We start from the raw sequence: 23876 nt of genomic DNA on the forward strand, positions 1-23876 counted from the left end.
ACGGCCCGGGTGGAGCGCGGCGGACAAATCCCCCAATCGGATCAGCCGATGGTCACACCACTGGGCCGGCCGGCTCAGCGGCCCGCCGTCACGCCTCGTAGGGGCGGGCCGGCCACGGGGAGCGGGCCGGGCGGAGGGCGTCGAGGCCGCCCGGGGCGGCCAGGGCCGCGGACAGCGCCAGCACCCCCGTCACCAGGCCCGGATTGCCCAGCCGGCCGTCGAGGACGCCCCGGACCAGGTCCGCGAGCGGAATGCGGGCGACCTCCATGTCCGCTTCCTCGTCCGACATCTTGTACCGCTCCCCCTCCGCCTCGGAGAGGCCCCGCGCGAGGAAGATCCGGATCGCCTCGTCCGATCCGCCGGGGGACGCGAAGAAGTCGGCGAGCACCCACCAGTCCTCCGCCGTGAGGTGCGCCTCCTCGTACAGCTCCCGCTGGGCCGCGTGCAGCGGGTTCTCCCCGGGTACGTCGAGCAGCCCGGCCGGGAGCTCCCACAGCCGGTGCCGTACGGGGTGCCGGTACTGGCGCAGCACGAGCACGCTCCCGTCCCCGTCCAGCGCCAGCACGCACACCGATCCCGGGTGCACCTGGTAGTCCCGGCGCACCACCGCCTGGTCCGGCATGCGTACCTGCTCGGACCGGACCGCCGTCTTCGCGCCCTCGAACGGCGTCCGGGAGGCGACGACCTCCCACGACTCGGCGGTGTCTGCAATGCCCATGGTCATGCCGGGTACCTTTCCGAAAAACGTCGGCAGCCGGGGCAAGATCCTTGCCCCGGCTGCCTACGTTATGCGGTCAGAACCTCACTTGGCCGACTGCTGGCGCTCCACCGCCGCCTTGATCAGGCCCGCGAACAGCGGGTGCGGGCGCGTCGGGCGCGAGCGCAGCTCCGGGTGGGCCTGGGTGGCCACCAGGTAGGGGTGCACCTCGCGCGGGTACTCGACGTACTCGACCAGCTTGTTGTCCGGGGAGGTGCCGGAGAAGACGAGGCCCGCCTTCTTCTCCAGCTCGCCGCGGTAGGCGTTGTTGACCTCGTAGCGGTGCCGGTGGCGCTCGTCCACGTACGCCTGGTCGCCGTAGACCTCGCGCACGATGGATCCCTCGGCGAGCTTCGCCGGGTACATGCCCAGGCGCATGGTGCCGCCCAGGTCGCCCGCGCCCTCGACGAAGGCCAGCTGCTCCTCCATGGTCGAGATGACCGGGTGGGGGGTGGAGGCGTCGAACTCGGTGGAGTTCGCGTCCTCGATGCCCGCCAGGTTGCGCGCGGCCTCGATGACCACGCACTGCAGGCCCAGGCACAGGCCGAGCAGCGGGATCTTGTTCTCGCGGGCGTAGGTGATCGCACCGACCTTGCCGTTGACACCGCGGTCGCCGAAGCCGCCGGGCACGCAGATCGCGTCCACGTCGGCCAGCTGCGCCTCGGCGCCCGCCGGGGTCTTGCAGTCGTCGGAGGTGACCCACTTGATCTGGACGCGGGCCTTGTTGGCGAAACCGCCGGCGCGCAGCGCCTCGGTCACCGACAGGTAGGCGTCGGGCAGGTCGATGTACTTGCCGACGAGCGCGACCTTGACCTCGTGGTCCGGGTTGTGGACGCGGTCCAGCAGGTCCTCCCAGACCGTCCAGTCCACGTCGCGGAACGGCAGGTCCAACTTGCGGACGACGTACGCGTCGAGGCCCTCGGTGTGCAGCACCTTCGGGATGTCGTAGATCGACTTGGCGTCGATCGCCGCGACCACGGCCGCCTCGTCCACGTCGCACATGAGCGAGATCTTGCGCTTGATGGAGGTGGGGACCTCGCGGTCGGCGCGCAGCACGATCGCGTCGGGCTGGATGCCGATGTTGCGCAGCGCCGCGACCGAGTGCTGGGTCGGCTTGGTCTTCAGCTCGCCGGAGGGGCCGATGTAGGGCAGCAGCGAGATGTGCACGACGAAGACGTTGTCGCGGCCGACCTCGTGGCGGACCTGGCGGACGGTCTCCAGGAACGGCAGCGACTCGATGTCGCCGACGGTGCCGCCGACCTCGGTGATGACGACGTCGACGTCCTCGGTCGCCATGCGGCGGATGCGGTGCTTGATCTCGTTGGTGATGTGCGGGATGACCTGCACGGTGTCACCGAGGTACTCGCCGCGCCGCTCCTTGGCGATGACCGTCGAGTAGACCTGGCCCGTCGTGACGTTGGCCGAGCCGTCGAGGTCGACGTCGAGGAAGCGCTCGTAGTGGCCGATGTCCAGGTCGGTCTCGGCGCCGTCGTTGGTGACGAACACCTCGCCGTGCTGGAACGGGTTCATCGTGCCCGGGTCGACGTTCAGGTACGGGTCGAGCTTCTGCATCGTGACCCGCAGGCCGCGCGCCTTCAGCAGCGCACCCAGGCTGGAGGCCGTCAGGCCCTTGCCGAGGGACGAAGCGACACCCCCGGTGACGAAGATGTGCTTGGTCGTCATGGATTTGGGCGGCATCGCCAAGAGGGGGCTCCCGTGGTCGCGAGGTGAGGTGCGTCCGGCGCCGGCCACCGTCGATCCGGAGGGTCTCAGGGGGCGCCGAAGCTGCGGTTTCGGGGCTCCTGATTCGCACAGGCAGACCACCGGTCCACGGGGTACCAGCCTATCAGCGCCCGGGGGCGTCCGCCTCCGGCCACGCTGCGCGCGGGGTCCGTACCAGGGCGCCGAGGGGCCGCCCGGGCGACATCGCCGCAGCTCACCCGTTTGGAGGAGCCGCGTTCTTCAGGCGCTTAAGGGGATCACTAGGGTGCCGTCATATCCTGCTCGGATATTGCACACATCACCGCCGGGCAGTCCGTCGCACGGCTCTCACCGGGCCGACATACGGAATCATGGGCTCGACGCGGGGATCCCCACACACAGGAGACCGCGCAACCAGCGCAATGCAAGCGCCCTTCGGGGTGGACGTGACCGTTCGACTGGAGATGCAACGTGTCCGGGCGCATCGAGGATTACGCACTGATCGGGGACATGCAGACCGCCGCTCTGGTCTGCCGGGACGGGGCGGTGGACTGGCTGTGTCTGCCCCGTTTCGACTCCCATGCCGTTTTCGCGAGCATTCTCGGCACCGAGGATCACGGTTTCTGGCGGATCGGCCCGGCGTTCGCGGCCGGTTCCGAGGCCCCGCGCGCCAGCCGCCGCCGCTACCGCGGCGATTCACTGGTGCTCGAATCGGAGTGGGACACCCCGCGCGGGACGGTGCGCGTGATCGACTTCATGCCGCCCCGCGAGGACCACGCGCCGCAGCTCATCCGCATCGTCGAGGGCGTCAGCGGGCGCGTGAAGATGCGCTCCGCACTGCGCATGCGGTTCAGCTACGGGCGGGTCGTGCCCTGGGTGCACAAGGTCGACGGGCGCACCGTCGCCGTCGCCGGCCCCGACTCCGTGTGGCTGGACACCGACGCGCAGACGTACGGCAAGGACCTCACCACCTACTCCGACTTCACCGTCGGGCCGGGCGACCGGATGGCCTTCAGCATCAGCTGGGAGCGCTCGCACCGCGGCGCGCCCGAGGCCCCGGACGCCGAGGCGGCCCTCGACTCGACCACCGAGTTCTGGCGCGAGTGGGTCGAGCAGTGCACCTACCACGGGCCCTACCGGGAGGCCGTGGTCCGCTCCCTGATCACCCTCAAGGCCCTCACCTACGGCCCGACCGGCGGGATCGTCGCCGCGCCGACCACCTCCCTGCCGGAGGAGATCGGCGGGGTCCGCAACTGGGACTACCGCTACACGTGGCTCCGCGACGCCGCCATCACCCTGTCCTCGCTGCTGCGCACCGGCTACCGCGAGGAGGCCCGCGCCTGGCGCGAGTGGCTGCTGCGCGCGGTGGCCGGGGACCCCGAGAACCTGCAGATCATGTACGGGATCGCGGGCGAACGGGAACTCGGCGAGACCGAGCTGGACTGGCTGCCGGGTTACGAGAACTCCCGCCCGGTCCGCGTCGGCAACGGCGCCGCCGGGCAGCTCCAGCTCGACGTGTACGGCGAGGTCACCGAGGCCCTGCACCTGGGCCACATGACCGGACTGGCCCGCAGCGACTACGCCTCGCTGCTCCAGCTCAAGCTGATCCGCTACCTGGAGGCCCACTGGGACCAGCCCGACGAGGGCATCTGGGAGGTGCGCGGCCCGCGCCGCCACTTCGTGCACTCGAAGGTGATGGCTTGGGTGGCCGTGGACCGCACGATCAAGCTGATCGAGAGCGGGGACGCGGACGGCCCGCTGGACCGGTGGCGCGAGCTGCGCGACGAGATCCACCAGGACGTGTGCGAGAAGGGCTACGACAAGGAACGCAACACCTTCACCCAGTCGTACGGGTCGCAGGAACTGGACGCCTCCCTGCTGCTGATTCCGCAGATGGGCTTCCTGCCGCCGGACGACAAGCGGGTCATCGGGACCATCGAGGCGATCCAGCGCGAGCTGTCCACGCCCGACGGTTTCATCCTGCGCTACCCGACGGCGGGCGAGGAGGCCGGGGTGGACGGCCTGGAGGGCGACGAGGGCGCCTTCCTCGCCTGCTCGTTCTGGATGGCCGACGACCTGGCGATGATCGGGCGGGTGGACGAGGCGCGGCGGCTCTTCGAGAGGCTCCTCTCGCTCCGCAACGACCTCGGGCTGCTGGCCGAGGAGTGGGACCCGCGGCTGCAGCGCCAGGTCGGGAACTTCCCGCAGGCCTTCAGTCACGTTCCGCTGATCGACACCGCGCTGCGGCTCACCGCGAGCGGGGCCTACGGGGGGTAGCGCCGGACCGGGGCACGGTCACGGAACTCCGCCGCCGCGCCCCGGTGATCGCCTCCGCCTACGCTGGAAGGGTTTCCCACGCCCTTCTCGGAAGGGGGAGGCCATGTCGCCCCTCTCGAAGGCGGGCACGGCACTCGCCGCGCTCCGCGAGGATCTGGCCGGTGACGTCTTCGCCCCGGACGATCCGGGCTACGACGAGGCCCGGACGCTCTTCAACGCGATGATCGACCGCAGGCCCGCCGTCATCGCCCAGTGCGAGAGCACGGCGGACGTGGTCACCGCCGTCCGGTTCGCGAGGGACCTGGACCTGAAGATCGCGGTGCGCGGCGGCGGGCACAGCGTCGCCGGGATGTCCCTCAACGACGGCGGCCTCGTCGTGGACCTGCGGCGGATGCACGAGGTGACGGTCCATCCCGCGGCCATGGCGGCCCACATCGGGGGCGGGGCGACGATGAGCCACCTGGACCGGGCCTGCGAGCCGTACGGGCTGGCGACCACCGGCGGCCGGGCCTCCACGACGGGCGTCGGCGGCTTCGTCCTGGGCGGTGGCACCGGCTGGCTGGACCGGAAGTTCGGCCTGGCGGTGGACAATCTGCTGGGCGTGGACCTGGTCACGTCGGAGGGCGAGCTGCTCCAGGTGACGGCGGAGGACCATCCGGACCTGTTCTGGGGGCTGCACGGCGGCGGCGGGAACTTCGGCATCGCCACCTCGCTGACCCTGCGGCTGCACGAACTGCCCGCCATGTCGATCGCGTTCGTGCTGTACCTGCCGGAGCGCGGGCCCGAGGTGGTGCGCACCTACCGGGACGTCATCGAGGCGGGACCGCCCGAGGCGGGCGGCGGCGCCATCTACCTGACCGGCCCGCCGGAGGAGTTCGTCCCGCCGCACCTGGTCGGCCGGCTGCTGGCCGCGGTGCTGCTGACGTACGCGGGTCCCGAGGAGGAGATGCGCCGGCTCGCCGCACCGCTGCTGGCGATTCCGCACGAGGCCGAGATCGTCACGGCCCTCCCGTACGCCGACCTGCAGTGCATGATCGACGACCCGCCGGGCATGCGGAACTACTGGTCGGCGGAGTACCTCACGGGAGTCCCGGACGACTTCGTCGACGTCTTCTGCGCCCGCGCCGAGACGATGCCGGTGCCGACCGGCACCCAGCACGTGGTCTGGCCGCAGGGCGGCGCCGTCGCCTCCGGCCCGGCCGACTACCCGGTGCCGTTCCGTGACGCGCCCTGGGCGGTGCACCCGTTCGGGGTCTGGGAGGCTCCCGAGGACGACGAGCGGGTGCGGCAGTGGGTCAAGGACGTCCGCGCCGACGTCCAGCCGTGGAGCACCGGCGCGGTCTACCTCAACTTCACCGGGGAGGAGGGCCGCGACCGGGTGGTCTCGGGCCTCGGCCCGGAGAACATGCGGCGGCTGGGCGAGCTGAAGCGGCGGTACGACCCGGACAACGTCTTCCGCTTCAACCACAACATCCTGCCGACGTGACTGGGGGCCGGGGTCAGACCAGGGCGGCGATCACCTCGCGCGCCGCGCGCTCCCCCTCGGTGGCGCCGCCCTCCATGAAGCCCTGGAAGTCGTAGCTGCAGTGTTCGCCGCCGATGTGGATGTTGCCCTGCGCGGTGCCCTCGTACTTGGCGTAGCGGTGGAGGTAGCCGGTGGGCCAGTACGAGTAGGCGCCCAGGGAGTACGGGTTGCGGTGCCACGCGGAGAGCTGGGCCCGCCCGTTCCAGACCGCCTTGGTGCCCGGGAAGAAGGAGTCGACGCCGGTCAGCACACGGCCCGCGAGGTCGCGCACGTACGGATCGGTCTCGGTCGCGAAGGGGGTCGCGGGGGTGAGCGCCCCGGCCAGGGTGCCGCCGCCGTACTGGAGCAGGATCCCGCCGGTGCCGGGCTGCACCTTGGTGGTGTCCCAGGTCTGCTGGACGGCCGAGTCGGTGAAGCAGTCGCCCGCGGAGACGCCCGGCCAGGGTCCCGTGCCGCGCCAGGGGCGGGCGGTGAACTGCATGTTGAGCTTGGTGCAGTGGCCCATCCTGGCGTCCCTGAGCAGGTTGCGCATGAGGGGGTCGAAGCCGGCCCCGGAGGTGTCGACGCGCTGGAGGACCGGCAGCGGCAGGCACAGGACGGTGTGGTCGGCGACGACGGTCCGGGTCGCGCCGGAGTCGTTGAAGGTGAGGGTCTGGGTGCCGTCGGCGTCGGCGCGCACGGCGACCAGCTCGCGGCCCATCACCAGGGTGCCGGCGGGCAGCGCGGCGGCGATGGCGTTCGGCAGCCGGTCGTTGCCGCCGGTGATGTGGTAGCGCTCGTTGGACAGGCCCCAGACGTTGAAGTTGCCGGGGTTCGGCTGATAACCCATCAGGAGGACCAGGGCGAGGGCGGACTGCTGGTCGGTGTCGGCGCCGTACTCGACGTTGTAGGCCACGTCGAGGAAGCGGCCGAGCTGCGAGTGGTGGCCGCCGGGTACCCGCGTCTCGATCCACTCGTACAGGGTCATGTTGTCCAGAGCGGTGCCGGTGGGGGTGGTGGTGTTCCACGAAACCTCCCCGGCCTCCGAGAGGTCCCGGTGCAGGGCCTGGTAGACGGCCTTGAAGTCCTCGTCGGCCTGGGTACGGGAGTAGTACTGACCGTTGAACCAGAGCACTTCCTCGGCCCCGTTGGGACCACCGCCGAGGAAGTCCTCGGTGGGCAGGCCGAAGCGGCGGCAGAGCTCCAGGATCTTCTTGTGGCTGGTGTCGATCAGCTCGCCGCCGATCTCGGAGGTCTGCCCGTACGCCCAGTGGTCGCGCTGGGTCCACATGCGGCCGCCGACGCGGGCGGGGTCGGCCTCGTACAGGGTGCAGGGGACCCCGGCGTCCCTCAGGGTGAGGGCGGCGGTCAGGCCGGAGATGCCCGCGCCGACCACGGCGACGCGGGCGGGGCCCACGGGCTTCTTGGCGGGGACGGGCCCGGCGGCGTACGCGGCCCGGGAGGAGGCGAGGACGGTACCGAGGCCGAGGGCGGCGGCGCGGCCGAGGAGTTCGCGGCGGGTGGAGCCGCGGACCTCGGCGACGGGCAGGCCGAGGCGGCGGGCGGCGGCGTGTTCGGCGGCGAGCCGCCGCAGTGCGTGCATCAGGGGCGTACGGGCCATGGCGGGGCTCCTCAGGCGTTCGCGGCGGCGGTGGACGGGGACGGGGACGGGGCGTCCTGGCGCTCGGCGGCGTCCTCCAGGACGATCCGGCCGATGATCTCGTAGCGCGCGGGGGCCTTGGCCTTGAGCCAGAGGCCGAGGCCGAGGCCCCCGAGGAAGACGGCGCCGACGATCCACGGGATCAGCTTGAAGAACAGCGAGCCGGCCGCGGCGCCCGCGGCGGTCTCCATGTTGAGCACGAGCAGCACGACGACGGCGGTCATGCCGACCCCGCCGAGCAGCGGCGCGGTCATGGTCTTGAACCAGTGCCGGTCCTCCGGGTGGTTCTTGCGGAAGTACCCGATGACGGCGAAGGAACAGAGTGTCTGGACGATCAGGATCGCCATGGTGCCGAGGATCGCGAGCAGGGTGTACAGGTGCAGGTACGGGTCCTGCCCGGTGAGCCAGAATCCGGCGACGAGGGCGGTGGCGATGGCCGTCTGCACGACGGAGGCCAGGTGGGGCGAGCCGTGCCTGGGGTGGGTGCGGCCGAGCTTCGGGGAGAGGAAGCCTTCTCGGCCGATGGCGTAGAGGTAGCGGGCGGCGCACTGGTGGAAGGCCATCCCGCAGGCGAACGAGCCGGTGAGCAGCAGCCATTGGAAGGCGTCGACGGCCCATGCACCGATGAAGGTCTGGGTGGGGGCGAAGAACAGGTCGAGCGGGCTGGTGGAGGCTGACAGCTCCACGGACTTGGCCAGGCCGTTGCCCGCGATGGTCATCCAGGACACGTAGATGTAGAAGAGGCCGACGCCGACCACGGAGATGAGGGTGGCCTTGGGGATGACCCGCTTGGGGTCGCGGGACTCCTCCCCGTACATGGCGGTGGACTCGAAGCCGACCCAGGACCAGAACGCGAAGAAGAGCCCGAGTCCGGCGGAGGTGCCGGTGAAGGCGTTCTTCGGGTTGACGGGCTCGACCGGGATCCCGTCCGGGCCGCCGCCGGCGACCAGGACCGCGGTGGCGACGGCGAACAGCACGGCGATCTCGGCGACCAGCATGACGCCGAGGGCCTTGGCGGTGAGGTTGATGTCGAAGTGGGCGAGGGCGGCGGTGACGGCGAGCATCCCGGCCGCGTACAGCACCCAGGGCAGGTCGACGCCGAGCTGGTCGTGGACGGTGGTCTTGGCGAAGTACGAGAAGACGCCGACGATCGAGGCCTCGAAGACGATGTAGGCGAGGACGGCGAGCATCCCGGACGCCATGCCGGCGATGCGGCCGAGGCCGTGCGAGATGTACCCGTAGAAGGCGCCGGCGGCCGTGATCCGCTTGGCCATCGCCACGTAGCCGACCGCGAAGACCGTGAGCACGAGCGTCGCGAAGAGGTATCCGGCCGGGGCTCCGACGCCGTTCCCGAACCCGACCGCGATGGGCAGGTTGCCGGTCATGGCGGTGATCGGTGCGGCGGTGGCGACGGCCATGAACACGACGCCGACCAGCCCGACCGAGTTGGCCTTCAGGCGATGGACCTGCGGGGGTGCGGGCGTCTGCGGCGACCCGCCGGTGATGTCTCTGCTCATGGCGTCCTCTTCCGTGTGGAGGGCGCCCACTCTCGCCCCGCGTGACGCACACCACAATCGGCACGTGGTCCGATAATCTCCTTGCAGGCGCGACGAGTTGTCGGGCCGGATGGGGGCAAACGGCTGCCTGTGACCGGGAGGTGATGTGCTCGCAACGGGCCTGCCGGTAGCGTCCCGCGCTATGGACGACCAGGGCGGGATCACGGTTCAGCGGGCACTGGAGCTGCCGGGGCTGCGCAGCGGGCTGCCGGAGGTGATGGCCTGCGCCGACCGCCTGGGCCGGACCGTCCGCTGGGTGCACGCGGGCGAGGTCCCGAACATCGCCTCGCTGCTCAAGGGCGGCGAGCTGCTGCTGACCACGGGTCTCGGCCTCGGCACCCGGCCCGCCGAGCAGCGCGCCTTCGTACGCCGGCTCGCGGACCGGGGGATCGCCGCGCTGGTGGTCGAACTGGGCCCGCGCTTCACCCGGCTTCCGGCGACGATCGTGGAGACCGCGCGCACGGCGGGCCTGCCGCTGGTCCAGCTCCACCGGGAGGTCCCCTTCGTCACCGTCACGGAGGAGGTCCACACCGAGATCGTCAACCACCACTACGCGCTGCTCCAGCGGGCGGAGGAGGTCCACCGCCGTTGCACGGAGGCCCTGTTGGGCGGCGGCGGCATCCCGCAGGTGCTGCGGATCCTGGCCGACTTCACGGGCAATCCGGTCTTCCTGGAGACGCCCGACGGGCAGTTGCTGTACGCGGCCGGCAGCTCTGGCGGGGACGCGGGCGCCGACCCGCTCCAGGTGTGGGAGGGCCTGCGGGGCCAGCGCGAGGCCGAGCCGTCCGCGAACACCGTGGTGGTCGACGTGCCGGGCGGGGGCCACGGCACGGGCTCGGTCCGGGCCCGGGTGGTCCTGGTCGGGGTCTCGGCGCCGCTGCTCCCGGTGCACCGGATGGCGGCCGAACGCACGGCGGGCGTGCTGGCCGTCGTCCTGATGCAGGCGCGGCAGGAGGAGGAGCTGGCGGCGCGCGGCCGCGGCGACTTCCTGACGGACCTCGCCGAGGGCCGCATCCCGGCGGAGGACGCCCCGGCGCAGGCCCGCGTACTGGGCTTCAAGCCGGGCGCCGGCCCGCTGCTGCCGGTCGTCATGCGGCTGTCCTCGGAACTGGGCCCGTCGGGCAACTGGGCGGTCCTGGCCCGCGCGGTGCTGGAGGAGCTGTCGTCCGTCGGGGTCCCGGTCCTGCTGGGCGTCCGCCCGGTGGAGGGCCGCGTCCCCCTCCTGGTGTCCCTGCGCGCCGAATCGGAGCGTACGGCGGTGGCGGACCGGGTCTCGGCCGCGCTGCGGGCGGGGGTGGAGCGGGCCGGGCTGGACCGGGCCGCCGCCCCGCCGGCCGTGGTCGTCGGGGTCGCGGGCGGCTGGGCGGCCGCCTCCGCGGGCCTGCGCCACGCGGCGGAGACCGCCACGGCGGCCCACGGCCTGCCGGCCCGCCCCTGGTACGACGCCCGCCGCCTGGACATCGACCTGCTGCTGTGGCGGCTGCGCGAACACCCCGACCTGGCCGCGTTCGTGGACCGCGCGATCGGCCCGCTCCGCACCCACGACACGACCTCCCGCCCGCCGCTCCTGCCCACCCTGGAGACGTACCTGGCCCACGCGGGCCGCAAGGCGGAGACGGCCCGCGAGCTCCACCTGAACCGCCAGACCCTGTACAACCGCCTGGCCCGCATCGCGGAACTCCTGGGCACGGACCTGGACGACCCGGAAACGGTCCTCTCCCTGAGCCTGGCCCTGCGCGCCCGCCGCCACGTTCCTTCCTGACGCGCCGCCCGCACGGCCGCTCCGGCTACCGCCGCCCGCGCTCCATCAGCTCGTCGTAGACGGACAGCACCTGCGCCACCGTGTCGTCCTCCGACGGCCACGTCGCGGCCTGGGCCCGGCCGGCGGCGGCCAGCTCCGCCCGCCGCTCCGGGTCCGCCAGCAGCCCGCGCACGGCCGCCGCCAGCGCCCCGGGGTCCCCGTCGGGAACCAGCACCGCGCCCTCCCCCACCAGCTCCGGGACACCGCCCACCGCCGTGGCGACCAGCGGGACCCCCACCCGCAGCGCCTCCTGCGCCGGCAGGGCCCGTTCCTCCCACCGGCTGGGCAGCACCGCCACGTCCGCCGCCGCCAGCAGCTGCGCCGCGTCCCGGCGCCTGCCCAGCAGGCGTACCGGGAGTCCCTCGGCCTCGATCCGCCGGGACAGCTCGGCCCGCAGCGGCCCCTCGCCCGCGATCACCAGCAACGGCAGGGGCTCCAGCGTCCGCCACTCCCGCGCCGCGTCGAGCAGTACGGAGTACCCGCGGTGCGGCACCAGGCTCCCGACCGCGATCACCAACGGCCGCTCCACCACCCCGAGTTCCGCCTGCACCTTGCCGGGATCGCTCTCCGCCCCGGCCACCGGCACGGCCACCGGCGCCAGTCGCGCGTCCCGGGCGCCCCGCAGCCGCGCGAGGTCCACCTGGTCCGAGGAGGCCCCGAGCACCACCGCCGCGGCCCGCGCCACGTGCCGTTCCAGGATCCGGCCCAGCCTCCCGAGCGCACCGGCGACCGGGCCGTCGCCGTGCCAGCTCACCACCAGCGGCACCCGGCGCCCCCGCAGGGCCAGTGCGGCCCGCATGCCCGCCCGTACCCCGTGCGCGTGCACGACGTCGGCTCCGGCGCAGGCGGCCCGCAGCGCGCTCCCCGCGTCGGGCGCGAACTGCGCGCCCGCGCCGGTGAAGTCGTACTCCCCCTCCGCCTCGGCGGACGCGCACACCGTGACCCGTACGCCGCGCGCGGCGAGCCCGGTCGCGAGCGACCGCACGTGCGCGCCGCTGCCCGCCCCCGCGGCGCCGCCGAGCACGTGGACGGTACGCAGGGGCGGCCGCCCGTAGGGCTGTGCCGGGACGGACGTGGAGACCGGGGAGCTGCTCACGGGCCGAAGCTCCAGGGTGAGGGGAAGTCAGAGACGTCGCCCAGGATGCCAGCCCGCACGCACGTTCCGGGACCATATGGGTGCGTATCCCGTAAGAGATACCGCGGGGCGCCCCCCAGCCTCACCCACACGGGCTACCGGGGCCTCACGTCGCCGCGTCCGCGCGCGCCGCCGCGAGGAGCTCCTCGGCGTGCGCCCGGGCCGAGGCCGAGTCCTCGTGACCGGCCAGCATGCGCGACAGTTCGCGGATGCGGTCCTCGCCCTCCAGGACGGTGACCCCGCTGCGCGTCACGGAGCCGTCGTTGGTCTTCTCGACGAGCAGCTGGCGGTCCGCGAAGGCGGCCACCTGCGGCAGGTGCGTGACGACGACGACCTGCGCCGACTTGGCGAGCTTCGCGAGCCGCCGGCCCACCTCCACGGCCGCCTTGCCGCCGACGCCCGCGTCGACCTCGTCGAAGAGGTACGTGGGCACCGGGTCGGAGCCCGCGAAGACGACCTCCACGGCCAGCATCACCCGGGACAGCTCACCGCCCGAGGCGCCCTTGGCGATCGGCCGCGGCTGGGCCCCGGGGTGCGGGGCGAGCAGCAGTTCGACCTCGTCCGCGCCCGAGGCGCCGTAGGCGACCGCGCGGCCGTCCACCTCCACCCCCTCGGCGTCCTCGGTCTGCCGGATGTCGATGGTCACCCGTGCGTGCGGCATCGCCAGCGAGGCCAGTTCCTCCGTCACGGCCGAGGCGAACCGGGTCGCCGCCTCCACCCGCGCGTCCGTCAGGGCCTGGGCCAGGGCCGACAGTTCGGAGCGCAGTCCGTCCCGCTCGGCGGTCAGCTCGGTGATCCGCTCGTCGTCGCCGTCCAGTTCCAGCAGCCGCGAGGCACCCCGCTCGGCCCACTCCAGCACCGCGTCCACGGTGCCTTCGGTGCCGTACTTGCGCGTCAGCTGCGTCAGGGCCGCCCGCCGTTCCTCCACCGCGGCCAGCCGCAGCGGGTCGGCGTCGAGGTCGTCGGCGTAGCCCGCCAGCTCCCCGGCCACGTCACCCAGCAGGATGCCCAGCTCGCCGATCCGCTCGGCGAGCGCGCCGAGCACCGGGTCGTGCGAGCGTACGGACTCCAGGGCCCGGTGGGCGCCCGCGACGAGGGTGTTGGCGTCGATGCCCTCCGGGTCCTCCGGATTGCCGGCGAGCGCGGCGTGCGCCACCTGCGCCGCCGAGGCCAGCGACTCGGCGTGCCCGAGCCGCTCCGCCTCCGCCGCCAGCTCGGCGTCCTCGCCGGCCACCGGTTCCACGGCCGCGATCTCGTCCAGTCCGAAGCGCAGCAGGTCGGCCTCCTGGGCCCGCTCCCGGGCCCGGGTGGTGATCTCGTCCAGCTCGACGGCGACCGCGCGGAGCCTGCGGTAGGCCGAGCCGTACTTCTCCAGCGGGACGGCGACGGCGTCCCCTGCGTACCGGTCCAGGGCCTGGCGCTGCCGGGCGGGCCGCAGCAGGCCCTGCTGGTCGGTCTGCCCGTGTACGGCGACCAGGTCGTCCGCGAGCTCGCCGAGCAGTCCGACGGGCACGGAGCGGCCGCCTACGTGGGCGCGCGAGCGCCCCTCGGCGGACACGGTCCGGCTGATCAGCAGGGCGCCGTCGTCGAGCTCGGCACCCGCCTCCTCGGCGCGTACGGCCGCGGGGGCGTCGGGGCGCATGACGATGCGGCCCTCGACGACCGCGGCCTTGGCCCCGATCCGCACCAGGGCCGGGTCGGCGCGCCCGCCGAGCAACAGCCCGAGGCTGGTGACGACCATCGTCTTGCCCGCGCCGGTCTCGCCGGTCACCGCGGTGAAACCGGGCGACAGCTCGACCACCGCGTCGTCGATGACCCCGAGCGACCGTATCCGCATCTCCTCAAGCACGGGACGACGATACCGAGGTTTCACGGGTGCCATGTGACGTCACCCGTCGCGAGTCTCTCGAACGGATGTGCTATTTAGACGCAGGTTGGACACATGGGCGGACATCTCTCAGTGCGGCGCCCCGCGCCATCCGGAGACCGGCAGCGCGAACTTCGCGACGAGGCGGTCCGTGAAGGACGCGTGGTGCAGCCGGGCGAGCCGCACGGGCACCGCCCCGCGCCGGACCTCCACCCGGGCCCCGGCCGGAAGCTCCAGCATCCGCCGGCCGTCGCACCACAGCACCCCGTGCGGGGTCCCGGTCTGCACCTCCACCGCCAGCACCGAGTCCGGCGAGGTCACCAGCGGCTTCGCGAACAGCGCGTGCGCGCTGATCGGCACCATCAGCAGCGCCTCCACCTCCGGCCAGACCACCGGCCCGCCCGCGGAGAAGGCGTACGCCGTCGAGCCCGTCGGGGTCGCGCAGACGATCCCGTCACAGCCGAAGCCCGACACCGGGCGCCCGTCGATCTCCAGGACCACCTCCAGCATCCGCTCCGGGGACACCTTCTGGACCGCGGCCTCGTTCAGCGCCCAGTCCTGGTGGACCACGTCGCCGTTCGTGCGCACGATCACATCGAGGGTCATCCGCTCCTCGACCTCGTACTCGCGCGTCACCACCCGGTCCACGACCTTGTCCAGGTCGTCGCGCTCGGCCTCGGCGAGGAACCCCACCCGCCCCAGGTTGACGCCCAGCATCGGCACCCCCGAGGCGCGCGCGAACTCCGCACCCCGCAGCAGGGTCCCGTCCCCGCCCAGCACGATCAGCAGCTCACAGCCGTCGAGCACCCCCGGGGTGGACTCGGTGACCAGATCCACCTCCGGCGGCAACGGCAGGTCGGCGGCCTCGTGCGCGAAGACCCGCACGCCCAGGCCGCACCGCAGCAGGCCCTTCACGACCAGCTCGGCGCTGCGGATGGCCGCCGGCCGCCCGGTGTGCGCGAGCAGGAACACGGTCCGCCCCACAGCCGAAGCCGTCGAGCCGGCCGGACCCCCCGAACGCGCCGAACCTTCCGGCCCCTCTGAGCCTTCCGTACCTTTTGAACCCTCTGAACCCGATGTAGCTGATGAATCTGTCACTGCGGCCCCTCCGCCACTGCACGGTCAACATCCGCCGGGTCGAGTGCCGGTGCCCCCGCCCGCAGCCACAGAAAGTACTCGACGTTTCCCGACGGCCCCGGCAGCGGACTCGCGGTCACACCGAGAACGCCCAGGCCCAGCTTCGCCGCCTGCGCCGCGACCTCGCGCACCGCCTCCGCCCGCAGCTCCGGGCTGCGCACCACACCGCCGCTCCCCAGCCTGTCCTTGCCGACCTCGAACTGCGGCTTGACCATCAGCACCAGGTCCGCGTCCGGCGCCGTGCACCGCACCAGCGCGGGCAGCACCAGGCCGATCGAGATGAAGGACAGGTCGCCGACGACGAGGTCGGCCGGAACGCCGTCGATCTGCTCGACCGTCAGCTCGCGGACGTTCGTACGGTCCTTGACGGTCACCCGGTCGTCGCTCTGCAGCGACCAGGCGAGCTGCCCGTAGCCGACGTCGACGGCCACCACGTGGGCCACGCCCGCGCGCAGCAGCACGTCCGTGAATCCCCCGGTCGAGGCCCCCGCGTCCAGCGCCCGACGGCCCTCGACGACCAGCCCCTGCGGCCGGAACGCCGCGAGCGCGCCTGCCAGCTTGTGGCCGCCCCGCGAGACGTAATCGGGATCGCTGTCGTCCTTGAGGACCACCAGAGCCGCGCTGGTCTCCACCTGGGTGGCGGCCTTGGTCGCGGTGGTACCGCCCACGGTCACCCGGCCCGCGGCGATCAGCTGCGCGGCGTGCTCGCGCGAGCGGGCCATGCTGCGGCGTACCAGTTCGGCGTCCAGGCGGCGGCGTGCCACTCCTGCCACGTTCGGTTCAGCTCCTGTTTTCGTACGGACCGGGGACGGGCGGTGCGTCCAGCGCCGTCAGCGCCTCGCGCAGCCCCCTGTGGACATCCTCGTACACCGCGGGGTGTCCGTCCGCCGTGAGGTCGTCGGCGTCCGCCAGCCGCGCCAGGTGCGCGTCCACGCCGTCGTGACCGGTGGGCGTGCGTACGACGCCCAGCGCGGCGGGCCCGGCGGGCCCGGCGGGCCCCACGGGCCCGGCGGCGGCTTCGCCCAGGGCTTCGGCAGCTTCGTCGCTCATGCCCCGACGCTACCTCGTAGCGCCCTTCGACCACGCACGGCTCTGCGGTACGGTCGTGATCACGATGGCTACGATCGAGGAGTGCCGCGAAGCACTCGACCAACTCTCCGGCAACCTGGCACGGGCCGAAAGCGGCGTGCGCGGCGCTGCCGCGTTCGACCGCTCCCTGAGCTGCCACATCACGGACCTGGACCGGACGTTCACCGGCCGCTTGCAGGACGGCCGGATCCGGGTGGACGCCCTCGTCCCCGGCCCGCCCGCCGAAAAGGCCCAGATCCGGCTCGCGATGACCGGCGACGACCTGGTCGCCCTGGTCTCGGGCGACCTGAAGTTCGCGAAGGCCTGGGCATCCGGCCGCGTCAGGCTGGAGGCCGGCGTCCGCGACCTCCTGCGCCTGAAGAGCCTGCTCTAGGGCTGCTTCGAAAGTCCCGCAGGACGCCGCGGTCAGCGCCGTGCGGGCGCCCGGCGCCACTTTCGAAACCCGCCCCGGCGAAGCCCCCTCCACCGGCACCGCGAGAGCCGGCCCCCGAGAACCGGCCCCGCGAGCCCGGAGCGCTGGAACCGCGCGCGGGGTGCCGGGCAGTGGATCCGCGCCCGCTACCCGGCGGCGACCCGGGCTCCGCTACGGGACCTGCGCGCCGCCGGAATCACCAGCGGCGTCCCGGTCTCCGGATCGGAGATCACCTGACACCGCAGACCGAACACCTCCTCCACCAGCTCCGCGGTGACCACCTCCGCCGGCGGCCCCTCCGCGACGACCCTCCCGCCGCGCATCGCGATCAGATGCGTCGCGTACCGGGCCGCGTGGTTCAGGTCGTGCAGCACCGCGACCAGCGTCCGCCCCTGGTCCTCGTGGAGCTCCGCGCACAGGTCCAGCACGTCGATCTGGTGCTGGATGTCCAGATAGGTCGTCGGCTCGTCGAGCAGCAGCAGCGGGGTCTGCTGCGCCAGCGCCATCGCGATCCACACGCGCTGCCGCTGCCCGCCCGACAGCTCGTCCACCGCCCGGTCGGCGAGTTCCGCGACCCCGGTCGAGGCCATCGACTCGCCGACGATCCGCTCGTCCTCCTGCGACCACTGCCGCAGCAGCCCCTGGTGCGGGTACCGGCCGCGCGAGACCAGGTCGGCCACCGTGATGCCGTCCGGCGCGATCGAGGACTGCGGGAGCAGGCCCAGGGTCTTGGCGACCTTCTTCGCCGGCATCGACCCGATGGCCTGCCCGTCCAGCAGCACCCGCCCGGCGGACGGCTTCAGCATCCGCGACAGGGCGCGCAGCAGCGTGGACTTGCCGCAGGCGTTGGGACCGACGATCACGGTGAAGGAGTTGTCGGGGATCTCCACCGACAGGTTCTCGGCGATGACCCGCTGGTCGTAGCCGAGGGTCACGTTCTGCGCGGTGAGCCGCTGCACTGGGTCGCTCCTGAGGTTCATATACGTCCTGCCTTGCGCTCGGTGACGAGCAGCCAGAGCAGATAGACACCGCCGACGAGCCCGGTCACCACACCCACCGGCAGCTGGTCGGCGCCGAAGGCCCGCTGCGAGGCCCAGTCGGACACCAGCAGCAGCACCGAGCCCATGAGGGTGGCGGTCAGCAGGCTCCCCCCGGGCGAACGGGTCAGCCGCCGGGCCAGCTGCGGGGCGGCCAGCGCGACGAAGCTGATCGGCCCGGCCGCGGCGCTCGCGGCGGTGGTGAGCAGGATGGCCGCGAGCATCAGCAGCAGCCGCGTGCGCTCCACCCGTACCCCGAGGGCGTACGCGGCGTCGTCGCCCATCTCCATCATCCGCAGGGCCCGGCCCTGCCCGAGGACCACCGGGAAGAGCACGGCGCACAGCGCCAGCAGCGGCCACACCTGCGCCCAGTCCCGGCCCGCCAGCGAACCGGTCAGCCAGACCATTGCGCGGGTGGCCTCGGCCATCTGGGCCTTCGTGATCAGGTACTGGATCACGGCGATGAGCATGGCGGAGGCGCCGATGCCGACCAGCACCAGCCGGTAGCCCTGGATCCCCCGCCTGTACGCCAGCAGGTAGACGGCGAGGCCGGCCAGCACGCCGCCGAGCAGCGCGCCGACGGCCACCTCGGTGGCGCCGCCCTTGAACAGGATGATGACGACGAGCGCGCCCACCGCCGAGCCGTAGCCGAAGCCGAGCAGGTCCGGGGAGCCCAGCGGATTGCGGGAGACGGACTGGAAGACGGCCCCGGACATCCCGAGGGCCGCGCCGACCAGCAGGGCGACCAGCACCCGCGGCAGCCTCAGGTCGTTGACGATGAAGTCGTCGGCGGGGGTGCCGTTGCCCAGCAGGGTCTGCACGACGTCCCACGGCGCGATCGGGTAGTCCCCGGTGCCGATGAGCAGGACGGCCAGCGCGAGCGCCACGGCGGCGAGCAGCGCCCCGACGGCCAGGGCGCGCCGCTCGACCCGCAGCGAGATCCCGCCGGGAAGGTTCAGCCGACGGGCTTTGGCGGTCACGGTCACAGCTGGGCCATCCTCTTGCGTCGAACGAGGTGGATGAAGACGGGGCCGCCGATGAGCGCGGTGACGATGCCGACCTGGAGCTCGGCGGGCCGGGTCACGACCCGCCCGACGACGTCTGCGCCGAGCAGCAGCACCGGGGACAGGACGGCGGAGTACGCGAGCACCCAGCGCATGTCCGGCCCGGTGAACGCCCGTACGAGGTGCGGGATCATCAGCCCGATGAAGACGATGGGCCCGCAGGCGGCGGTCGCCGCGCCACACAGCAGGGTGATGGCGAGCATGGCGGCGATCCGGGTCCGCGTCAGGTGGGCGCCGAGCGCCCGCGCGATGTCCTCGCCCATGGCCATCGCGTTGAGCGGACGGCCCAGCGACAGCGCGAGCACCGCGCCGACCAGCAGGAAGGGTGCGACCTGCCCGACGGTGTCCATGCTGGCCGAGGCCAGCGAACCCACCGTCCAGAAGCGCAGCTTGTCCAGTGCCTTGCTGTCCATCAGCTGTACGGCGTTGATGTAGCCGACCAGGGCCGCGCTGGCCGCCGTGCCCGCGAGCGCGAGGCGTACCGGCGTGGCGCTGCGGCTGCCTCCGAGCACGTAGACGACGACGGAGACGACGGCGGCGCCGAGGAAGGCCCACCACACGAACTCGGTCAGGGAGCTCGCGCCGAGGAAGCTGATCGCGGACACCACGGCGGCCGCGGCCCCGGCGTTGACGCCGAGGATGCCGGGCTCGGCCAGGGGGTTGCGGGTCAGCGCCTGCATGACCGCCCCGGACAGGCCGAGCCCGAGCCCGACCATCAGCCCGAGGAGCGTGCGGGGCACCCGCAGGTCCCGTACCACCACGTCGGAGGGCGTCCCCGAGTACGCGAACAGCCCGTGCCAGACCTCGTCGAGGGGCATCTGCTTGGCGCCGACGGCGATGCTCAGCACGGCGATCAGCGCCAGCACCGCCAGGGCGCCCAGCAGACCGGCGGCGCGCGCGCCGTGGCGCGGCCGGACGGCGGCGACCGGCGCCGTGCTCTGTTCGGGGGGACTCTCGACCAACACGGAGGTTAGGTTAGCCTACCCTCCGCCCCGTCGATCAACCGAACGGCCCCGGCCGCCGCCCCCTACAGGCCGAGCCTGGCCAGCGCCTTCTCCGCGTCGAGCGTGCAGGCCCCGTCCCCGGCCGCCGTCCAGGCCGCCGCGCAGAGCGCCCGCAGCCCGTCGACCGGGTCCCCGCCCTCCCCGCGGAGCTCCAGCACCCCGGCGTTCAACGCGACCGCGGTCCATCCGCCGCAGCGGAATCCCCCCTCGGCCGGCTCCACTTCGGGCTGCCCGGTCAACAGCCCCCGCAGGTCCCGGTCCACGTACGTCGGCCGGTGCCTCGGCTCGGCCCGCACGAGCTGCTTCGCGTCCGTCACCCCGGTCAGCACGAGCAGCGAGTCCACCTCCCCGTTGAAGGCGCCCTCGATGTCGGTGTCCAGTCGGTCCCCCACCACCAGCGGCCGCTCCGCCCCGGTCCGCAGCACCGTCTCCCGGTGCATGGGGGGCAACGGCTTGCCCGCCACCTGCGGTTCCGCGCCCGTCGCGATCCGTACGACCTCCACGGCCGCCCCGTTGCCCGGCGCGATGCCGCGCGCCCCGGGGATCGTCAGGTCGGTGTTGGAGGCGTACCAGGGCACCCCGCGGTTGATCGCGTACGAGGCCTCCGCGAACCGCCCCCACGCCAGGTCCGGACCCCCGTAGCCCTGCACGACGGCCGCGAGCCCCTCCTCGTCGGCCGAATCCACCGGCATCAGCCCGCGCTCGCGCAACGCGACCCGCAGCCCCTCCCCGCCGATCACCAGCACCTTCGCCGCCGGCTCCACCTGCTCCGCGATCAGCCGCGCCACCGCCTGCGCCGAGGTGATCACCTCGGCCGCCTCGGTCGGAATGCCCAGCTCGCCCAGGTGCTCCGCGACGGCGTCCGGAGTCCGCAGCGCGTTGTTCGTGACGTACGCGAGGTGCATCCCGTCGGCACGGGCCGCGGCGAGGGAGTCCACGGCGTGCTCGATGGCGTGCCCGCCCGCGTACACGACACCGTCGAGATCCAGCAGGGCGGTGTCGTACGCCTGGTGCAGACTCTGCTCACTGGCCGCGGGACTGGTCCTGGTCTGCCGGGTCATCCTGGTCGCTCCTCCTGGGGGCCCTCCCAGCGGCAGCTGGGGGAGATCGATCATGTCCGATTACGTACTCCCCCGATCATCCCGCATGGCGAGACGCGTCTTACCATGCACCAATGACCACATCTGGTACCGCGGACCAAGGGCTGCGCCTGATCCCGTTCCATGGCCTGCGCTATGTCCCGGAGCGTGTCGGCAGCCTCGCCGCCGTCACCTCTCCGCCGTACGACGTGGTCGTACGCCCGGACGGAGTCGACCACCTCGAATCCGCCGACCCGCACAACATCGTCCGCCTGATCCTTCCTCAGGCCGGCACCGCCGCCGCGCGCAACGAGCAGGCCGCGCGCACGCTGCACCACTGGCTGTCAGAAGGCGTCCTCAGCGCCGACCCGGAGCCCGCGCTCTACGTGTACGAGCAGCGCCGGGCGGGCCTCCTCCAGCGCGGCGTCATCGGCGCCCTCGCGCTGTCGACCGCCGACGCCGGCGTCGTCCTGCCCCACGAGGACGTCATGCCGGACGTGGTCACCGACCGGGCCGGCCTGATGCGGGCCACCTCGGCCAATCTCGAACCCCTCCTCCTCACCTACCGCGGCGACGACCCCGGCGCGGGCGCGGCCGCCGTCGTCGAGCGGACGGCCCGGCGCGCGCCCCTGCTGTCGACGACCACCGAGGACGGCTTCCACCACCGCCTCTGGGCCATCACGGACCCGGACGAGCTCGCGACCGTGACGGCCGATCTCAGCCACCGCCAGGCCCTCATCGCCGACGGGCACCACCGCTGGGCGACGTACCTGCGCCTCCAGGAGGAGCACGGCTCCCCCACGGAGTGGGACTTCGGCCTGGTGCTCCTCGTGGACACCGCCCGGTACCCGCTCCAGGTCCGCGCCATCCACCGGATGCTGCGCCGCCTCCCGGTGGCGGACGCGCTCGCCGCCCTGGAGGGCCGTTTCCGGGTCCGCGAGGTCGAGGGGCCGCTGCCGCTGGCTCTGGAAGTACTCGCGGACGCCGCGGAGCGGGGCAACGCCTTCCTCCTCACCGGTGACGGCACCTTCCACCTGGTCACCGACCCGGATCCGGCGCTCCTGGAGAGCACGGTCCGCCGCGACCGGCCCGAGGCCTGGCGCCGGCTGGACGCCACGGTCCTGCACGCCACCCTCCTCGACGCGCTGTGGCACGTCCCCGACACCCCCGACCAGATCACGTACATCCACGACGCCGCCGCCACCGTGGAGATGGCCGAGCGCCACGGGGGCACCGCGGTCCTGCTGCATCCCGTACGGGAGGAAGTCGTACGGGACCTGGCCCGCCAGGGCGTCACGATGCCCCGCAAGTCCACGTCCTTCGGGCCGAAACCGGCCACCGGCCTGGTACTGCGCGGCCTGGCCTGACACTTCCCGGACATGCAGAAGGGCGGTACCCCGACCGGGGTACCGCCCTTCCTCACTTCACCACGCCTCAGGCGTTGTCGCGGCCCGCGGCCCGCTCGTCGTCCTCGTCCTCGTCCTCGTCCTCGACGACGATTTCGTCGGTGACGTCGAGGTCGGCCTCGGACTGCTCCAGCGGCTCGTACTCGTCGTCGTCCTCGTCGTAGTACTCGGCGACGTCGGAGGCGCGCTCGGCCGCGGCGACCTCGGCCGCGTCCTCGTCGTCCTCGTCTTCGTCCACGTCGTCGGCGATGTCATCGGCGACGTCGACGGCGGCGTCGACGAACTCGACACCGTCGAGCTCGGCAAGGCGGTCGGAGGCGTCGGTGGCCCCGTCCTTGTCCGCTTCGAGGGTCTTGGCGAACCACTCGCGCGCCTCGTCCTCGCGGCCGGCCGCCAGGAGGGCGTCGGCGTAGGCGTACCGCAGGCGCGCGGTCCACGGCTGGACGGAGCTGGAGGCCAGCTCCGGGCTCTGCAGGGTCACGATGGCGGCTTCGAGCTGCCCCTGGTCCCGCCGGGCACCGGCGGCGACCAGCCGCATCTCGACCTGGCCGGCCTTGTCCAGCTTCTGCACCTCGGGCTCGCCGGCCATCGCCAGCGCCCGCTCCGGACGGCCGAGGCCGCGCTCGCAGTCGGCCATGACGGGCCACAACTCGACGGAGCCGGTCATGCGCTTGGCGGCGCGGAACTCCGCGAGCGCCTCGCTGTACTTCTGCGTGGCGTACGCGGCGAAGCCGGCGGCCTCACGGACAGCGGCGACGCGAGAGGCCAGTCGCAGGGCGATGCGCGAGTACGCGTACGCCTGCTCGGGGTCCTCGTCGATCAGCCGCGCGACCATGACCAGGTTCTTCGAGACTTCCTCGGCCAGGCCCTTGGGCAGGCTCAGCAGCTCCTGGCGCACATCGGCGTCGATCTCAAGGCCGGTGACGTCCTCGTCGATCGGAAGCCGCTTGACCGGGTCCCGGTCGCGGTCCGCGCGGAAGTCGCGGTCGCCGCCACGGTCATCGCGGCCACGGTAGCCACCACGGTCGCCACCGCGATCATCACGGCCGCCACGGAACCCGCCACGGTCGCCACCACGGTCGTCGCGACGGGGGTACGACGGACGCTCGCCACCACGGTCGTCGCGACGGGGGTACGACGGACGCTCGCCACCACGGTCGTCACGACGGGGGTACGACGGACGCTCGCCACCACGGTCGTCACGACGGGGGTACGACGGACGCTCGCCGCCACGGTCGTCACGACGGAAACCGCCGCCACCACCCGTGGGACGGTCACCACGGTCATCACGACGTGGGAAGGACGGACGGTCCCCGCCACGGTCGTCACGACGGAAACCGCCGCCACCACCCGTGGGACGGTCACCACGGTCATCACGACGTGGGAAGGA

The 23876-nt window shown here is 72.9% G+C and carries 19 protein-coding genes and 1 pseudogene; 5 read left to right on the plus strand and 15 right to left on the minus strand.

Annotation, left to right across the window (positions count from 1 at the left end; translation table 11 throughout):
- Positions 1-88: 88 nt before the first annotated feature.
- Both ACFCZ1_RS19790 and ACFCZ1_RS19795 read right to left on the minus strand, forming a co-directional pair.
- Positions 89-718, minus strand: a complete 630-nt coding sequence (locus ACFCZ1_RS19790; RefSeq protein WP_376679587.1) for an NUDIX domain-containing protein — start codon at positions 716-718, stop codon at positions 89-91.
- An 84-nt stretch (positions 719-802) separates the two neighbouring features.
- Positions 803-2455: a CTP synthase gene (locus ACFCZ1_RS19795; protein WP_376679558.1), complete on the minus strand. Its 1653-nt coding sequence runs from the start codon at positions 2453-2455 to the stop codon at positions 803-805.
- Positions 2456-2929: 474 nt separating this feature from the next.
- Here ACFCZ1_RS19795 and ACFCZ1_RS19800 point away from each other — a divergent pair, with 474 nt between their 5' ends.
- Complete coding sequence (locus tag ACFCZ1_RS19800) at positions 2930-4735, plus strand: glycoside hydrolase family 15 protein (RefSeq protein ID WP_376679559.1); 1806 nt, start codon at positions 2930-2932, stop codon at positions 4733-4735.
- Between the two features lie 103 nt (positions 4736-4838).
- Entirely contained in the window at positions 4839-6221 is a 1383-nt protein-coding gene (locus ACFCZ1_RS19805; RefSeq protein WP_376679560.1) for an FAD-binding protein, read from the plus strand.
- Between the two features lie 13 nt (positions 6222-6234).
- Here the strand turns inward: ACFCZ1_RS19805 and ACFCZ1_RS19810 are convergent, their stop codons facing one another.
- On the minus strand, positions 6235-7860 hold the full coding sequence (locus ACFCZ1_RS19810; RefSeq protein WP_376679561.1) for an FAD-dependent oxidoreductase: 1626 nt from the start codon (positions 7858-7860) through the stop codon (positions 6235-6237).
- 11 nt (positions 7861-7871) lie between these two features.
- Positions 7872-9416, minus strand: coding sequence for an APC family permease (locus tag ACFCZ1_RS19815; RefSeq protein ID WP_376679562.1), 1545 nt, complete (start codon positions 9414-9416; stop codon positions 7872-7874).
- Positions 9417-9597: 181 nt separating this feature from the next.
- Here ACFCZ1_RS19815 and ACFCZ1_RS19820 point away from each other — a divergent pair, with 181 nt between their 5' ends.
- Positions 9598-11217 (plus strand): PucR family transcriptional regulator, encoded by a 1620-nt coding sequence (locus ACFCZ1_RS19820; protein ID WP_376679563.1) that lies wholly within the window; start codon positions 9598-9600, stop codon positions 11215-11217.
- 25 nt (positions 11218-11242) lie between these two features.
- Here the strand turns inward: ACFCZ1_RS19820 and ACFCZ1_RS19825 are convergent, their stop codons facing one another.
- The 5 genes from ACFCZ1_RS19825 to ACFCZ1_RS19845 form a co-directional block, all read right to left on the minus strand.
- Positions 11243-12352, minus strand: coding sequence for a glycosyltransferase family 4 protein (locus tag ACFCZ1_RS19825; protein WP_376679564.1), 1110 nt, complete (start codon positions 12350-12352; stop codon positions 11243-11245).
- A gap of 145 nt (positions 12353-12497) precedes the next feature.
- Positions 12498-14228 (minus strand): DNA repair protein RecN, encoded by a 1731-nt coding sequence (gene recN, locus ACFCZ1_RS19830; RefSeq protein WP_376679588.1) that lies wholly within the window; start codon positions 14226-14228, stop codon positions 12498-12500.
- Positions 14229-14348: 120 nt separating this feature from the next.
- Complete coding sequence (locus tag ACFCZ1_RS19835; RefSeq protein WP_376679565.1) at positions 14349-15242, minus strand: NAD kinase; 894 nt, start codon at positions 15240-15242, stop codon at positions 14349-14351.
- Positions 15243-15352: 110 nt separating this feature from the next.
- Entirely contained in the window at positions 15353-16168 is an 816-nt protein-coding gene (locus ACFCZ1_RS19840) for a TlyA family RNA methyltransferase (protein WP_376679566.1), read from the minus strand.
- Between the two features lie 7 nt (positions 16169-16175).
- Positions 16176-16445: a hypothetical protein gene (locus ACFCZ1_RS19845; protein ID WP_376679567.1), complete on the minus strand. Its 270-nt coding sequence runs from the start codon at positions 16443-16445 to the stop codon at positions 16176-16178.
- A 64-nt stretch (positions 16446-16509) separates the two neighbouring features.
- Between ACFCZ1_RS19845 and ACFCZ1_RS19850 the strand changes: the two genes are divergently transcribed.
- Entirely contained in the window at positions 16510-16857 is a 348-nt protein-coding gene (locus tag ACFCZ1_RS19850; protein ID WP_376679589.1) for an SCP2 sterol-binding domain-containing protein, read from the plus strand.
- 185 nt (positions 16858-17042) lie between these two features.
- Here the strand turns inward: ACFCZ1_RS19850 and ACFCZ1_RS19855 are convergent, their stop codons facing one another.
- The 4 genes from ACFCZ1_RS19855 to ACFCZ1_RS19870 form a co-directional block, all read right to left on the minus strand.
- Complete coding sequence (locus tag ACFCZ1_RS19855) at positions 17043-17876, minus strand: ABC transporter ATP-binding protein (RefSeq protein WP_376679568.1); 834 nt, start codon at positions 17874-17876, stop codon at positions 17043-17045.
- Complete coding sequence (locus tag ACFCZ1_RS19860; protein WP_376679569.1) at positions 17873-18919, minus strand: FecCD family ABC transporter permease; 1047 nt, start codon at positions 18917-18919, stop codon at positions 17873-17875. The genes ACFCZ1_RS19855 and ACFCZ1_RS19860 overlap by 4 nt, the downstream gene beginning before the upstream one ends.
- Positions 18916-19962: a FecCD family ABC transporter permease gene (locus ACFCZ1_RS19865; protein WP_376679570.1), complete on the minus strand. Its 1047-nt coding sequence runs from the start codon at positions 19960-19962 to the stop codon at positions 18916-18918. The genes ACFCZ1_RS19860 and ACFCZ1_RS19865 overlap by 4 nt, the downstream gene beginning before the upstream one ends.
- A gap of 62 nt (positions 19963-20024) precedes the next feature.
- Positions 20025-21062, minus strand: coding sequence for an HAD-IIA family hydrolase (locus ACFCZ1_RS19870; protein ID WP_376679571.1), 1038 nt, complete (start codon positions 21060-21062; stop codon positions 20025-20027).
- Positions 21063-21175: 113 nt separating this feature from the next.
- Here ACFCZ1_RS19870 and ACFCZ1_RS19875 point away from each other — a divergent pair, with 113 nt between their 5' ends.
- Complete coding sequence (locus ACFCZ1_RS19875) at positions 21176-22447, plus strand: DUF1015 family protein (RefSeq protein WP_376679572.1); 1272 nt, start codon at positions 21176-21178, stop codon at positions 22445-22447.
- Between the two features lie 67 nt (positions 22448-22514).
- Here the strand turns inward: ACFCZ1_RS19875 and ACFCZ1_RS19880 are convergent, their stop codons facing one another.
- Both ACFCZ1_RS19880 and ACFCZ1_RS19885 read right to left on the minus strand, forming a co-directional pair.
- On the minus strand, positions 22515-23384 hold the full coding sequence (locus ACFCZ1_RS19880) for a tetratricopeptide repeat protein (RefSeq protein WP_376679573.1): 870 nt from the start codon (positions 23382-23384) through the stop codon (positions 22515-22517).
- Positions 23366-23876, minus strand: a pseudogene (locus tag ACFCZ1_RS19885) (hypothetical protein); the annotation flags it as partial. The gene ACFCZ1_RS19880 and the pseudogene ACFCZ1_RS19885, both read right to left, overlap by 19 nt.

This window comes from Streptomyces sp. NPDC056224, assembly GCF_042267665.1.
GTDB lineage: Bacteria > Actinomycetota > Actinomycetes > Streptomycetales > Streptomycetaceae > Streptomyces.